At 72.8% G+C, this 14,192-nt stretch carries 14 protein-coding genes; 3 read left to right on the top strand and 11 right to left on the bottom strand.

Going from position 1 to position 14,192, the window contains the following annotated elements:
* Positions 1–319: 319 nt before the first annotated feature.
* From AB0399_RS12360 to AB0399_RS12335, 6 genes are all read right to left on the bottom strand, one after another.
* On the bottom strand, positions 320–2,080 hold the full coding sequence (locus AB0399_RS12360) for an MDR family MFS transporter (protein ID WP_366411218.1): 1,761 nt from the start codon (positions 2,078–2,080) through the stop codon (positions 320–322).
* The gene (locus AB0399_RS12355) at positions 2,077–2,688 is read right to left on the bottom strand and encodes a MarR family transcriptional regulator (RefSeq protein WP_329372469.1); all 612 of its coding nucleotides are present in this window, start codon (positions 2,686–2,688) and stop codon (positions 2,077–2,079) included. The genes AB0399_RS12360 and AB0399_RS12355 overlap by 4 nt, the downstream gene beginning before the upstream one ends.
* 127 nt (positions 2,689–2,815) lie before the next feature.
* Positions 2,816–3,139: a plasmid stabilization protein gene (locus tag AB0399_RS12350; RefSeq protein ID WP_329372470.1), complete on the bottom strand. Its 324-nt coding sequence runs from the start codon at positions 3,137–3,139 to the stop codon at positions 2,816–2,818.
* Between the two features lie 249 nt (positions 3,140–3,388).
* Complete coding sequence (locus AB0399_RS12345) at positions 3,389–3,778, bottom strand: Rid family detoxifying hydrolase (protein WP_328460556.1); 390 nt, start codon at positions 3,776–3,778, stop codon at positions 3,389–3,391.
* Entirely contained in the window at positions 3,775–4,902 is a 1,128-nt protein-coding gene (locus AB0399_RS12340; RefSeq protein ID WP_329372473.1) for an enolase C-terminal domain-like protein, read from the bottom strand. The genes AB0399_RS12345 and AB0399_RS12340 overlap by 4 nt, the downstream gene beginning before the upstream one ends.
* A 181-nt stretch (positions 4,903–5,083) precedes the next feature.
* The gene (locus AB0399_RS12335) at positions 5,084–5,848 is read right to left on the bottom strand and encodes a creatininase family protein (RefSeq protein ID WP_328460552.1); all 765 of its coding nucleotides are present in this window, start codon (positions 5,846–5,848) and stop codon (positions 5,084–5,086) included.
* Between the two features lie 62 nt (positions 5,849–5,910).
* On the opposite strand from AB0399_RS12335, the gene AB0399_RS12330 reads away from it, so the two are divergent.
* Positions 5,911–6,849, top strand: a complete 939-nt coding sequence (locus tag AB0399_RS12330; RefSeq protein WP_366411223.1) for an ROK family protein — start codon at positions 5,911–5,913, stop codon at positions 6,847–6,849.
* A gap of 71 nt (positions 6,850–6,920) precedes the next feature.
* Here the strand turns inward: AB0399_RS12330 and AB0399_RS12325 are convergent, their stop codons facing one another.
* Genes AB0399_RS12325 through AB0399_RS12305 form a run of 5 tightly spaced genes read right to left on the bottom strand, consistent with a single transcriptional unit; the run spans position 6,921 to position 12,148 of the window.
* Positions 6,921–7,847, bottom strand: a complete 927-nt coding sequence (locus AB0399_RS12325) for an ATP-binding cassette domain-containing protein (protein ID WP_366411217.1) — start codon at positions 7,845–7,847, stop codon at positions 6,921–6,923.
* A complete protein-coding gene (locus AB0399_RS12320; protein ID WP_366411216.1) occupies positions 7,844–8,734 on the bottom strand; it encodes an ABC transporter ATP-binding protein in 891 nt (296 codons plus the stop codon). Before AB0399_RS12320 ends, AB0399_RS12325 begins: the two co-directional genes overlap by 4 nt.
* Positions 8,731–9,645 carry an ABC transporter permease gene (locus AB0399_RS12315; RefSeq protein WP_329372479.1) on the bottom strand — a complete coding sequence of 305 codons (915 nt, stop codon included), beginning with the start codon at positions 9,643–9,645 and terminating at the stop codon, positions 8,731–8,733. Before AB0399_RS12315 ends, AB0399_RS12320 begins: the two co-directional genes overlap by 4 nt.
* Positions 9,642–10,634, bottom strand: a complete 993-nt coding sequence (locus tag AB0399_RS12310; RefSeq protein WP_329372480.1) for an ABC transporter permease — start codon at positions 10,632–10,634, stop codon at positions 9,642–9,644. The genes AB0399_RS12315 and AB0399_RS12310 overlap by 4 nt, the downstream gene beginning before the upstream one ends.
* Positions 10,631–12,148, bottom strand: a complete 1,518-nt coding sequence (locus tag AB0399_RS12305) for an ABC transporter substrate-binding protein (protein WP_366411222.1) — start codon at positions 12,146–12,148, stop codon at positions 10,631–10,633. Before AB0399_RS12305 ends, AB0399_RS12310 begins: the two co-directional genes overlap by 4 nt.
* Before the next feature lie 108 nt (positions 12,149–12,256).
* Between AB0399_RS12305 and AB0399_RS12300 the strand changes: the two genes are divergently transcribed.
* Positions 12,257–13,117, top strand: coding sequence for an IclR family transcriptional regulator (locus tag AB0399_RS12300; protein ID WP_366411215.1), 861 nt, complete (start codon positions 12,257–12,259; stop codon positions 13,115–13,117).
* Positions 13,114–14,172 (top strand): serine hydrolase domain-containing protein, encoded by a 1,059-nt coding sequence (locus AB0399_RS12295; RefSeq protein ID WP_366411214.1) that lies wholly within the window; start codon positions 13,114–13,116, stop codon positions 14,170–14,172. The genes AB0399_RS12300 and AB0399_RS12295 overlap by 4 nt, the downstream gene beginning before the upstream one ends.
* Positions 14,173–14,192 lie beyond the last annotated feature (20 nt).

The raw sequence follows: 14,192 nt of genomic DNA, 5'->3' as shown, positions 1-14,192 counted from the left end.
CGGGGGCCCCGCCCGGCAAGCCCGGTCGGGCCCCCGCTCTGCGTCAAGCCGTCCGCGCACCCCACGAGTTCGACGTCCCCGCCAACTCCCGCCCCAGGCTCTGCCCAAGAACCCGGGGATTGGTCCGAATACGTGGGACACCGCCTCGACCACCTCCGGTATGCCTGGAGGGACGACGAACACCCGCGGAACGGCCGTGACAGGTGCGATCGGCGCCGGTGGCCGGGGCGTGGACAGGCGTCCGCCCCGCGGCCCAAGGGGTGGGCGGCGGGGCGGACGTTCGTGGAGAAGCGATTCTCCGGTGGGGTACGGGACCGGGTCAGTGCTCGGTCGCGGTGCCCGTACGCGGGGTGTCCGGGGAGGGCGCGGCCGGGGCGCCCTGCGCGGTGTCGTCAGCGGCCGGGGCCGGGGCCGGGACCGTGGCGGTGCCCGCGGCGCTCGCCGTGGCGGCGGTCTCCGCTTCGGTGCGGGCCTGGTTGCCCGAGACCAGCCGCAGCGGGACCTCCTTGAGCTGGGTGGAGAGCACGATCGCCGCCAGCAGCAGCACGGCCACGATCGCGAAGACCACGTCGCCGGCCGCGGAGAAGCCCGCGAAGAACGGGTGGCTGAGCGGCTTGGCGAGCCCGTTGAGGAACGAGGTGTCGTCCAGCCCGCCGCCCAGGTGCTGGTGCAGCGCGGCGAGTTGGTCCGGGTGGGCCTTGCCCGCCGCGATGAACGCCGGGTCGGTGGCTGCCTTCGTGTACTCGTGGGCGATCTTGGTGCCGGCCTGCGAGAACAGCACGGACAGGAAGATCGCCGTGCCCAGGGTGCCGCCGATGGAGCGGAAGAACGTCGACGACGCGGAGGCGACGCCCATGTCCTTCGCGGGCACGGCGTTCTGCATTGCCAGCACCAGGCTCTGCATGTTCAGACCCAGGCCGATGCCGAAGACCGCCATGTAGATGTCGGTCTGCCACAGGGCCGTGTCGGCGCCTATCGTGATCATCAGGCCCATGCCGATGACCATGAGGAAGGACCCGACCACCGGCAGGATCTTGTAGCGGCCGGTGCGGGCGACGAACTGGCCCGAGCCGAGGGAGGCGAGCATCAGCCCGGCGACCATCGGCAGCAGCAGCAGGCCGGACTTGGTCGGCGAGGCGCCCTTGACGATCTGCAGGTAGAGCGGGATCACCGACATCCCGCCGAACATCGCCATACCGATGATCGTGACCTGGGCCGAGGCGACCGAGAAGGTGCTGCTGCGGAAGAGCCGCAGCGGGAGCAGCGCGTCGTCGCCCATCTTGTGCTGGACCCAGACGAAGAGCGCGAGGCCCGCCGCACCGGTCAGGTAGCAGGCGAACGAGCCGGCCGAGGCCCAGCCCCAGCTCTGCCCCTGCTCCGCGACGACCAGCAACGGCACCAGGCCGATGGCCAGCAGCGCCGAGCCCCACCAGTCGATGCGCCGCTCGCGGCGGACGTGGTCGAGGTGGAGCACCTTGGCGATGACGACCAGCGCGAAGGCCGCGATGGGGACGTTGATGTAGAAGATCCAGCGCCAGCCCGCGGCGCCCAGGAAGCTGTCCGTGCCGGAGAGCAGACCGCCCAGCACCGGGCCGAGCACCGAGGCGCTGGCGAAGACGGCCATCATGTAGCCCTGGTAACGGGCGCGCTCGCGCGGCGGGATGATGTCGCCGATCACCGCGAGGGCGAGCGGCATGATGCCGCCGGCGCCTATGCCCTGGAACGCGCGGAACCCGGCCAGTTCGTACATCGACTGGGCCAGGCCGCACAGCGCCGAGCCGATCACGAAGATCACGATCGCGAGCATGAACAGCCGCTTGCGCCCGTAGATGTCCGACAGCTTGCCGAACAGCGGTGCGGCGATCGTCGAGGTGATCAGGAACGCGGTGGTGACCCACGCCTGCGCGGACAGGTCGTTGAGGTCGTTGCCTATGGTCTTGATCGCCGTCGAGACGATCGTCTGGTCCAGCGCGGCCAGGAACATGCCCAGGACGAGGCCGGACAGGATCGTCATGATCTGACGATGGGTCAGCGCGCCGTCCGGCGGCGAGCCTGTCTGACGGGTTGCGGTGGCGCTCATGCGGTACTGCCCTCTTTCAAGTCACTGGTGCAAGCGCCCTGTCGCGCCGCGTCGGTCGTCCAATGGGCGTGGGTCGTGTCATAGGCGGCGGTGAACCGCTCCAGGAGCCGCACGAACTGGCTGCGCTCCTCGGTGGACCAGCCGCTCACCACCTGCTCGAAGAAGGCCATCCGGGCCTGCTCGTGCTCGGCGATCACGGCCTGGCCGGCGTCGGTCACCACCAGCAGGCTGGCCCGGCCGTCCACCGGGTCCGCGCGGCGCTCCAGCAGCCCGCGGTTCACCAGCGCGGCCACCTGGCGGCTGACCGTCGACAGATCCGACTGGACGCTGGAGGCCAGCGCGCTCGCCCGCAGCGGGCCGTCGATCGCGCAGTGGCGCAGCAGGATCTGCGTCGCCGAGTCGACGTCGTCGCTCGCCGCGGCCAGCAGCCGGGCCTTGGAGCGCCGTACCGTCCGCAGGAGTTCGACCACCGCGTCCGCGACCGAGGCAACGCCGGCGCCGGGTGCGCCCCCGGCCCCCTGGTCCGCCCCGCCCTGGTCCGCGCCGCCCTCATCCCCGAGGCCCGCCCCGCCCTGCCCTGCGACGGACTCCGCGCCTGTCCGGTCCACCAAAAGTGCCCACCTCCACGTGTATCGTTACTTGTATAACACAAGCGCTTGGGGTGTACAAGTAACAGCATGGAGACGGCCCCGGGCCCGGACCGCCGCGTGGCGATCCGGGCCCGGGGGAGCGTGCTCAGCGGCCGAGTGCCCTGTTGAGCTCGGCCTTGGTCATGGTCGAACGGCCCTCGATGCCGCGTTGCCGGGCCTCGTTGTAGAGCTGTTCCTTCGTGGGGCCGCCGGACCCGGAGTGCGAGCGCTGCCCGCCCCGCCTGGACGACGACATGTCCTCGGTCGAGCTGCGGCTGGCGGTGCGCGACTCGCCGGCGCGGGCCCGCTCCTTGTTCACGGTGCGCGCCGCGATCTCCTCGGCCCGCCGCTCGGACGTGCCGCGCTCCTTCGCGCTGTCCTTGATGTGCTCGTACTGGCGCTCGCGCTTGGCGTTCGATCCTCTGGGCATGGTGCTCGCCTTCCTGGTCGGCCGGACGGGGGTACGCGACCCGCGACCGGCACCGAGCCCGGCACCGCGCCCGGCGATCGGCCCGAGGGTCGCGGACCGCCGCCGTGCGCCTGCCCACCCGGAAGCGCGGTACGCACCGGCCGCGGGGTACCGGTGGTCCTTACCCGGTGCGGCCGGTGCGGGTCCGCGGCCGGACCGGGATGCGTCCTGATGGCCCCGGCAGGGACGATCCGCCCGCGGAACCCGGCGTCAGGCGGGGATCGCCGCCACCACGTCGATCTCCACCAGGATGTTCATCAGGTCGGAGCCGACCGTGGTGCGCACCGGGTAGGGCTCGGTGAAGAACTCCCGGTACACCGCGTCGTAGGCCGCGAAGTCCCGGCGCAGGTGCTGGAGGTGGACGGTCACCTTGACCACGTCGTCCATGGTCAGCCCGCGCGCCGCGAGCACCGCCCGCACGTTGCGCAGGACCTGCGCCGTCTGCTCCGCGACCGTCTCGGGCACCGCTCCCGTCGCCGGGTCCTGCGGGCCGAACCCGGCGGTGAACAGCAGCCCGCCGGCCACCACGCCCTGGCTGTACGCCCCCGCGGGGTTCGGCGCGTCCTTCGTGCGTACCGCCTGCTTGCCCTGTGCGCTCATCCGGTCAGGTCTCCCTCTCGCTCGTTGACGGCGGCGAAGTGCCGCAGTTTCCCCTCGTCCACGCTGACGCCGAGACCGGGCCCCTCCGGCACCCGCAGCCGCCCGTTCTCCAGGTGCAGCGGCTCGATGATGTCGTCGGCGTGCAGGTAGTACATGCTGTCGATGGCGCGGGAGAGCACCGGGGTGCTGGCCACGACCGCGAGGTGCGCCGCGGTCGCGATGCCCAGTTCCCCGCCGCTGTGCAGGTTCATGCCGAGCCCGAAGGTCTCGCAGTGCGCGGCGAGCGCCTTGGTGGCCGCGATGCCGCCCCACTTGTAGACGTCACCGTGGATGACGTCCACGGCGTTGAGCCGCATCGCGGGGGCGAACTCCTCGAACCGCACGACGCACATGTTGGTGCACAGCGGTATCCGCACCTTCGCCTTGACCTGGCTCATGCCCTCGATGCCGGAGCACGGGTCCTCCAGGTACTCCAGGTTCAGCTCCTCCAGGGCGATGCCCGCCCGCACCGAGTCCGGCACCGACCAGGCCGCGTTGGGGTCGACCCGCAGGTTCACCTCGGGAAGCGCCGCGCGCAGCGCCCGCAGGATCGCCACGTCGCCCCGGACGTCCGTGGTGCCCTTGAGCTTGACCGCCTCGAAGCCGCCCTCCTCGACCACCCGCACGGTGTGCTCGGCGAGCGCCTCGGCCAGTGCCGCCCCGCTCGCCCCGGGGGCGTCGGCGCGGGTGATCAGCGCCGTGATCGGGACCTCGTCCCGGACCCGGCCGCCCAGCAGGTCCGTCACGGACTGCTCGGTGGCCTTGCCCATCGCGTCCCAGCACGCCACGTCGATGGCGGCGATCGCCGCGTAGCCGAGGTAGCCGTGGAAGAAGGGCACCATGTGGTGCCTGCGGTGGAAGCTCTCCAGGGCGAACGGGCTGGTGCCGATCAGCTCCTTGCCCAGCGCCTTGACGATCGCGGCGACCGGCCGGCCCCACATGGTCTCGCCCCAGCCCTCGACGCCGCTGTCGGTACGGATGCGCACCACGGTGCGGGTCTCTCCCGTCTTCGTCTCGAACGAGCTCGTGAAGGGGTTGACCAGCGGGAGGTTGACGACCCACACATCGACATCGACGATCTTCATACGTTTCTCTCCAACTCGGTGGTGACAGGTGCGGCGCCGGCGGGCACCGGCTCGGCGGCCGAGGACCGCGTCGAACGCAGCGCTGGTCGCTTCGAACGCAGCGGTGCTCGCTTCGCGCTCGGCGGTGACCGCGTCGAACCCGGCGGACGGCCGCGCCGACTCAGCGGTGCTCGCTTCGCACTCAGCGGGTGGCCTCGTCGAACGCCTGGATCGCCCGGGCCAGCCCGGCGGCCCGGTCGTCCAGCAGCCGCCGGCCGCGCGCGGCGTCGGCGGCGGAGGCGTCGTCGGTCGACCCGCCGACCCGGGCCCACTCGCCGTGGCGCTCCACGGTCAGGCCGGGGTAGGGCGGGTGGTCGAACAGGGGCGGCGGCTCCACCGGCGCGCGGGCCGGCACGGGGGTGCGGACGAGGTCCGGCCGGGCCGCGAGCATCAGCGACGTCTCGAACCAGCCGGCGTGCCCCGGGGTGACCTCCGGCCGCCCGCCGTCGTCCTCGCCGGAGGTGACCGTCCAGTACGAGCAGGCCGCCACGGTGACCTCGGTGCGCAGCGCGAACCGCTTGACGGCCAGCCGCATGATCTCGTCGTTGCCGCCGTGGCCGTTGACCACCATGATCCGGTGGTAGCCGGAGGTGGCGAGCGAGTCCAGCACGTCGTCGAGGACCGCCCCGAGGGTGGCCGCGCTGAGCGACACGGCGGCCGCGAACAGGTGGTGCGGGCTGTGGCCGAAGGGCAGCGCGGGCAGGCGCACCAGCTCCGTACCGCCCTCGTCCCGCGCGAGCAGGGCCGTGGCCCGGTCGACCACCGCCTCCGCGAGGAGGGTGTCGGTGCCCATGGGCAGGTGGGCGGCGTGCTGCTCCTGGGAGCCGATGGGCAGCAGGGCGATGCCCCGCGCGCCGGCCGCGCGCACCTCCTGCCAGGTCGACTCGGTCAAGTTCGTGTGGATCACAGCACTACCTTCCTGAAACCCGGTCGTGGCAGAGTCGGCCCATGGCCGACGAACGTTTCCCCTTGCGACTGGTGCCCGCGCTCGAACCGGAGCCGGTCGCACCGCGTGGTCCACGCAGGCTGGGGGCGGTCGAACTGGTGCCCGGCCGGATCAGGGCCGCGGTGCTGGACCTGTCCGGCACCGTGGTGGAGCGGACCGAGACCGGGTACGACGCGGCGACCGCGCTGCCCGCCGATCTCGACGCCGCGCTCGCCCGCGCCGCCCGCGTCTTCGCCGGCGGCCGTCCGGAGGGCATCGGGGTGGCGGCGGCCGGCCTGGTCGATCCCGACGCCGGGCTGATCACCGAGGTCAACGACGTGCCGGCGCTGCGCGGCTATCCGGTGGCAACCCGGCTGGAGGCGCTGACCGGGGTGCCGGTGCGGGTGGAGCACCACGCCCGGCTCCAGGTGCTCGGCGACCGGTGGTTCGGTCCCGGCCGCGGCCGGCGCACCTTCGCGTCGGTCTCGACCGGCGAGGTGCTGGGCGTGGGCATCCTCTACGCCGGCCAGGTGCTGGCCCCGCCCGGCGGCCGCAGCGGCGCCCACATGACGGTGTCGGCCAGCGGTGAGCGCTGCACCTGCGGCAGCCGCGGCTGCTGGAAGACCGTGGCCACCACCCGCTGGCTGCACGCCAGGGCGCGGGAGGCCGGCCTGGGGCAGGCGGTGTCGCTGGGCGCCCTGGTGGCTCGCGAGGACGGCGCCGCGCAGCGGGTGGTCGAGGAGTACGCGGAGAACGTCGCCCTGGGGCTGGTCAACGTCCAGCAGCTCTTCGCCCCCGGGCTGTTCGTGCTGCACGGTGAGGCGCGTGAGGGCGGCGAGCGGTTCAGCGGGCTGATCGAGGAGCGGCTGCGCTCCGGCCTGGTGGGGGACGGTGCGGAGCAGCCGCGGGTCCTGGTGAGCACGGCCGCGGTCGACGACGTGGCGCTGCTGGGCGGCGCCGGGCTGGTGCTGTCGCAGTTGTAGCGCGGGTTGCCGCGGAGGTTGTCGCGGGGGCTGCCGTGGCGGCGACGCGCGGCGGCCCGGCTCGTATCCGGTCATCGCGGGTCCCCGAAGCCGGCGGGGCCGGGTGCGTCCGGGCCGTCAGCGGTGGTGGCGGCCGTCGAGGCCGCGGTCGCGGACGGTACGGCGCGCCCGCGGCGGCCCCGGCGCGGATCGGGCACCGGCACCGCGTCCAGCAGTTGCCGGGTGTACTCGTGGCGGGGGCGGCGCAGCACCTGGTCCGCGTCACCGACCTCCACCAGCCGGCCCTGCCGCATCACGGCGATCCGGTCGGCCACCTGCTGCACGACGGCGAGGTTGTGGGAGACGAAGAAGTAGGTCAGGCCGCGCCGCTGCTGGAGTTCGGCGAGCAGGTCGAGGACGCGGGCCTGCACCGACACGTCCAGGGCGCTGGTCGGCTCGTCGAGCACGATCAGCCGGGGCTCGACCGCCAGCGCACGGGCGATGGACACCCGCTGGCGCTGCCCGCCGGAGAACTCGTGCGGGTAGCGGTCCTGGATACCGGCGTCCAGGCCGACCGACTCCAGCAGTTCGCCGACCCGCTCGCGGATGTACGCCCGCCCGCGCCTGCCGCGTGCCGCCGGGTCGTGGGTGACCATCGGCTCCGCCACGATGTCGGTGATCTTCATCCGCGGGTTCATGCTGGAGTACGGGTCCTGCAACACGACCTGTATCTGGCGGCGCAGGCGGCGCAGTTCGGCCGGGGGCAGGGCGGAGAGGTCCTGCCCGTCGAAGCGGACGCTGCCCGCGGTGGGTTCCACCAGCCGCAGCAGCAGCCGGGTCAGCGTGGTCTTGCCGCAGCCCGACTCGCCGACCAGCGCGAGCGTCTCGCCCTCGCCGACCGTCAAGGACACGTCGTCCACCGCGACGGCGCCGTGCCGCCCGCCGAACTCCTTGCGCAGTCCGGCCAGTTCCAGCAGCGGCCGGCGGGTCTGGGGTGCCGTGCCGGCGTCGGTCGTCATGCCAGCTCCAATCGGGGGGTGGCGGCCAGCAGCCGGCGGGTGTAGTCGTCGGCCGGGTGGTCGAAGACGTCCAGCACGTCACCGGTCTCCACGACCGCGCCCTGGTTCATGACGGCCACCCGGTCGGCGGTCTCCGCGACCACCCCGAGGTCGTGGGTGATCAGCAGGACGGCCATGCCGTGCCGTTCCTGCAAGGAGACCAGCAGGTCGAGGATCTGCCGCTGCACGGTGACGTCCAGCGCGGTCGTCGGCTCGTCGGCGATGAGCACGCGGGGCCGGCCGACCAGCGCCGCGGCGATCATCACGCGCTGCCGCAGACCGCCGGAGAGCTCGTGCGGGTACTGCCGGAAGCGGCGTTCGGGGTCGGGAATGCCGACCTCGTCCAGCGCCTCGACGGCCGCGGCGCCCGCCTGCGCGCGGGACATCCCCTGGTGGTGCCGGAGCACCTCGGCGACCTGGGCGCCGACCCGCCGCAGCGGGTCGAGGCTGGTCATCGGGTCCTGGAAGACCATGGCGATGTCCTGGCCCCTGATCCGGCCGAGTTCCTTCTCGGGGAGGGTGAGCAGGTCGCGCCCGTCGAACAGGACCCGGCCGCCCGCGTAGACGCACGGCGGCTGCGGGTTGAGCCGCAGCACCGACAGGGCGGTGGCCGTCTTGCCGCTGCCGGACTCGCCGACGACGGCGAGGGTCTCGCCCTGCGCCAGGCTCAGGCTGACCCCGCGGACGGCGTGCACGGTGGTGGTGTCCAGCCGGAAGTCGACGCTCAGGTCGGCGATCTCCAGGACCGGCTCGCTGGTCGGTGCCTCGGTGCTGACCGGCGGGTGGCCGGTGATCGGCCGGTCATGGGGGATCGGCTGGTCGGTGCTCATCGGCTTGTCAGTGGTCATCGGCGGTACGCCTTCGGGTCCGCGACGTCCCGCAGGGCGTCGCCGGTGATGTTGATGGCGAGCGAGGTGAGCATCAGCGCGATGCCCGGGAAGACCGCGACCCACCAGGAGGTGCCCAGGTACAGCTGGCCGTCGGCGAGCATCGACCCCCAGGTGACGGTCTCCTTGGGCACGCCCAGTCCCAGGTAGCTCAGCGACGCCTCGGCGACGATCGCGGCGGCGATGTGCAGCGTGCCGATGGTGGCCAGCGGCGCCATCACGTTGGGCAGTAGGTGGCGGCGCATGATGGCCACGTCGGTGACGCCGATCGCCCGCGCCTCGGTGACGAAGTCGCGCGAGCGCAGCGACATCACCTCCGAGCGGACCACCCGGGCGTACGACACCCAGCCGGTGATGCCCAGCACCAGGATCACGTACCACAGCCCGGAGCCGAAGAACCCGACGATGGCCAGGGCCAGCAGGATCGAGGGGAAGGCGAGCTGGACGTCGGCCAGCCGCATCAGCACCCGGTCGGGCCAGCCGCCGAAGTAGCCGGCCGCCAGGCCGATCACGGTGCCGATCACGCCGGCGAGCAGCGCCGCCCCGGCGCCGACCAGGAGCGAGACGCGGGTGCCGTAGATGACCCGGGAGAGCATGTCGCGGCCGAGCTGGTCGGTGCCCAGCAGGTGGGCGCCGCTGCCGCCGTGCTGCCAGGCGGGCGGCTTGAGCCGCATCAGCAGGTCCTGCGCGTTGGGGTTGTCGGGCGCGAGCAGCGGGGCGAAGAGCGCGGCGATCAGCAGGACCGCCAGGACGACGAGCGCGACCACGGCGAGCTTGTTGCGCAGCAGGCCGGTCAGTACGGCGGAGCGCCGGCCGCGGGTCGCCGCGCGGGCGGGAGCCGCGGCGGGCGCGGCTGGTGAGGTCAGGGTCATCGGGAGTTCCTCACCCTCGGGTCGAGGAGGCTGTAGGAGAGGTCGACCAGCAGGTTGACCACGACGAAGGTGGTCGCGAAGAACAGCACGGTCGCCTGGACCAGCGGGAAGTCGCGGTTGGAGATGGCCTCGATGGTCAACTGGCCGACGCCGGGCCAGGAGAAGACCTGTTCGGTGAGGATCGCGCCGCCCAGCAGGCTGCCGACCTCAAGGCCCACCACCGTGACCACCGGCAGCGACGCGTTGCGCAGGCCGTGCGTGAGCACCGTCTTCACCGGGCCGAAGCCCTTGGCGCGGGCGGTGCGGATGTGGTCGGAGGAGAGCACGTCGATCAGCGACGAGCGCAGCAGCCTGGCGACGACCGCGATGGAGTAGACCGAGAGCGTGACGGCCGGCAGCACCAGGTTGGCGAAGGTGCCGTAGCCGGAGGCGGGCAGGGCGTGCAGGCCCACGGCGAAGACCAGGATCAGCAGGATGCCGACCCAGAACGGCGGGGTGGACTGCCCGAGCAGGACGCCGGTCATGATGCCGCGGTCCGAGGCGCGCCCGCGCCGCATGGCCGCCACGATGCCGGCGGGCACGGCGATGACGAGCGTCACCACCAGGGCCGCGGCGGCCAGTTCCAGGGTGGCCGGCAGCCGGTCGGCGAGCACGTGGCCGACGGGCTCGTTGTAGGAGATCGAGTTGCCGAAGTCGAAGTGCAGCAGGCCCCAGATGTAGTCGAGGTACTGCGTGATCAGGGGCTTGTCCAGGCCGAGGCTGGCGCGCAGCACCGACTCCTGCTTGGCGGTGGCGTCCGGCGGGAGCAGCAGCTTGACCGGGTCGCCGGAGAGCCGGACGAGGAAGAAGGAGACGGTCGCGGTGCACAGCAGGACGAGCAGTGCCGTGCCGACCCGGATCAGGACCGCGCGCAGCAGCCCGGAACGGACGTCGAGCCGGGGCCGGCCCGTCCCCGCGGCGCGTGGCGGTCGGAGGGTGAGGTCGCTCATGTGGAGATCTCCGCACTCTGCATGGCCAGCACGCCGGCCGAACCCGGCTTCCAGCGCGGGCGGCTGTTGCGGGCGTAGATGTTGTCGATCTGGTACAGCGGGACGAAGGGGGCTTCGCGCTGGATGAGTCGCTGGAGGTCGGAGAAGGCGCGCTTGCGCTCGGCGGGGTCCTCGGAGAGTTCCTCGACGTCGATGAGGTGGTCCGCGTCCTTGTCGTGCCACCTGCTCTGGCGGCGGTCGCTGCGGACGTTGGACTGGAGCATGCTCTCGCCGTCCAGCGTCCAGACGGTGCTGGCGGCCAGGTACATCGGCCCGAGCGCGTTGTGGTCGTCGGAGGTGAGCCGGTCGGCGTAGGTGCCGGGGTCCAGCAGCTGGACCTTGGTGTGCACGCCGGCCCGGGACAGCAGTCCGGAGATCGCCTCGGCGACGTTGGAGTCGATGTTGGAGGCGGTCAGCTGGGTGGAGAACCCGTTCGGGTGGCCGGCCTCGGCGAGCAGCTTGCGGGCGGTGTCCACGGAGCGGGTGAACGGCTGGACGGAGGGGTCGAAGCCGAACGCGCCGCGCGGGATCATCGCGGGCACCTCGGTGGCCTTGCCGCCGAGCACCGCCTTGATCAGCAGCGGTACGTCCACCGCGTGGTTGAGCGCCTGGCGCACCCGACGGTCCTTCAGGGGCCCGTCGGCCAGGGTGTTCAGCGACAGGTACGAGGTCCTGATGCCGGTGAAGCCGTCCAGCTTGACGCCGCCGTAGCCGTCCAACTGCTGCGCCGCGTCGGGGGTCAGGCCGGCCACGAGATCGACCTGGCCGCTTTGCAGCGCGGCGAGCGAGGAGGACGGGTTGGGCTGCGGGCTGAACACCAACTCGTCGACGTGCGGCCGGCCTTGCCAGTGGCCTGGGAAGGCGCGCATCCGCAACTGGTGGTCGCGCTGCCAGCGGACGAAGGTGAACGGCCCGGTGCCGACGGGGTGTTCGGCGAACCCGGCGTCCCCGACCTTGGCCAGGTAGCGCGGCGGGACGACCACGCCGCCGAAGAGCGAGAGCTTGTCCGGCAGGATCGGGTCGTGCAGGGTCGTGTGCACGTCGACGGTGAGCGGGTCGACGACGGTGACGTCCTTGACGTAACGCAGTTCGACGATCGGCGACTTGGTCGCGGGGTCCAGTACGCGCTCGATGCTGAACTTGACCGCCGCCGCGTCGCAGGGCTCGCCGTTGTGGAACGTGACGCCGGGGCGCAGGGTGAAGCGCCAGGTGGTCGCGGTGCGGGCGACCCAGGTCAGGGCGAGCCGCGGGTGCAGGAGGTTGTCCTGGCCGCGGGTGGTGAGCGTGTCGAACATGTTGATCAGGGCGTTCATCGACGTCATGTCGCCCTGTTTGTGCGGGTCCATGGTCTTGGGGTCGCCGGGCTGGGACACCCGCAGGACGTTTCCGGCGCTGCTCGCGGGGCTGGTGCCGCACCCGGTGAGCAGTGCCGGAGCCGCGACAGCCGGGATCAGCAAGCCGCCGAGCCGCAGGATGTCGCGGCGGGCCGGGCGATTGCGGTCCACGTTCCTCCCTTGACGATGTCGTTCCATTGGGCAGCACATCCGTTCCGGCAGATGGAATGATGGGCTAAGCTAGGCGACATGGCGAAGATGGTCAACACTCGGATCGGCGAGCAGGGCCGCGCGAAGGGGCCGATCGACAAGGCGATGGAAGTGCTGGAAGCGCTCGTCGAACCCGGTGGGCCGCACCGGTTGGGCGATCTCGCCCGGCGCACCGGCCTGACGAAACCGACCGTCCACCGCCATCTGCAGACCATGGCCGAGTTCGGCTTCGCCCAGCCCGTCGACGGCGGCCGCTACCGCGCCGGGCCGCGCCTGCTCGGCCTCGCCGCCGCCGCCCTGCACGACGGCCAGGACCTGCGGTCGGCCCGCCCGGTGCTCGCCGAACTGCACCGCCGCACCGGCCAGCTCGCCTGCTACGCCGTACGGCACGGGGACGACGCGGTCCACCTGGAGCACTCCGACGCGCCGCCTGAGTTCCGGATGGGCGTGCGGCCCGGCGGCCGTACGCCGCTGTACCGCAGCGGACCCGGCCTGGCGATGCTCGCCGCGCTGCCGCCGGGGGAGTGCGCCGACGTGCTCGACGGCGTACCGCCGCAGGAATGGGCCGCGCACCCGCTCGGCGGCGCCGACGCGCTGCGCGCGGTGCTGCGGGAGGCCGCCGAGCGCGGCTACGCCGTCGACGACGGATACGGCGAACCCGACGTGCGCTCGGTCGCCGCGCCCGTGCTCGACGAGACCGGGCAGGTGGTCGGCGCGGTCGGCGTCAGCGGGCTGACCTTCACCCTCGACGAGGAGAGCGTGCGGCTGTTCGGCCCGATGGTGCGTGCCGCCGCCCGCGCCGTCTCCGCCGGCCTCGGCGGACGCGCGCCGTCGCTCGGCGTGGTGGGCCGGGGCGCGGAGGACGAGCGGGACCGGGGCGCGGAAGGGGAGCGGGTATGAGCTCCCTGCGCGATCTGCTCGCCGCCGGCCGGGAGCGCGAGGTCTACTCCGCGGCGGCGTGGTCCGTCGGCGACGCGGCCGGAACCCGGGACCGGGGCTGGACCGGCACCAGGAGCTGGGGCGGCGAACCGCTGGACGGCACCGACCTGTGGGACCTCGCCTCCGTCACCAAGCCCGTGGTGGGGCTCGCGGTGATGGCCCTGGTCGACACGGGCGCGCTACGGCTGGCCGACACCATCGGCGACCACCTGCCGGAGTACCGGGACGGCGACAAGGCGGAGTTGACGGTCGGTCAGCTGCTCGCGCACACCTCGGGCATCCCCGGCCAGGTCCCCCTCTACCGCGAACACCCCACCCGCGCCTCACTCCTGGAGGCGATACGCCTGCTGCCGCTCACGGCCGCACCCGGGACGCGCGTGCAGTACTCCTCGCAAGGCTTCATCATCCTGGGCCTCATCGCCGAGGCCGCCGCGGGGGAGACCCTGGACGTCCTGGTGGAGCGGCTGGTGTGCGGCCCGCTCGGGATGACCGGCACCTGCTTCCGCCCGGCCGCCGAGGCCCGGCGGCGCGCGGTGGCCACCGAGGACTGCCCGTGGCGCGGCCGGGTCGTGGTCGGCGAGGTGCACGACGAGAACGCGGTGGTGCTCGGCGGCGTCGGCGGGCATGCCGGCCTGTTCGCCCCGCTCGCCGACATGGAACGGCTCGCCCTGTCCCTCGCCGGCGGCGCCCGGGAACTGCTGCGCCCCGACACCTTCCGGCAGATGACGTCCGTCCACTCCGAGGGCCTGGCGCTGCGGCGCTGCCTCGCCTGGCAGGGTCAGGACCCCGTGGACTCGCCCGTCGGCCGGTCCTTCGGCCCCCGCTCCTACGGCCACACCGGCTTCACTGGCACCAGCGTCTGGATCGACCCGGACACCACCCGCTACGCCGTCCTCCTCACCAACCGGGTGCACCCCTCCCGCACCACCGACGGCATCGTGGCGACCCGCCGCGCCTTCCACGACGCGGCGAGCCGACGAGCAGAGGCGACGCGGCAACCTGAGACGGCAACCTGACGCGGCGAGCTGATGCCGCG

Source organism: Streptomyces sp. NPDC088194 (genome assembly GCF_040702025.1).
Classification (GTDB): Bacteria; Actinomycetota; Actinomycetes; order Streptomycetales; family Streptomycetaceae; genus Actinacidiphila.
This window is presented reverse-complemented; position numbering and strand designations above follow the sequence as displayed.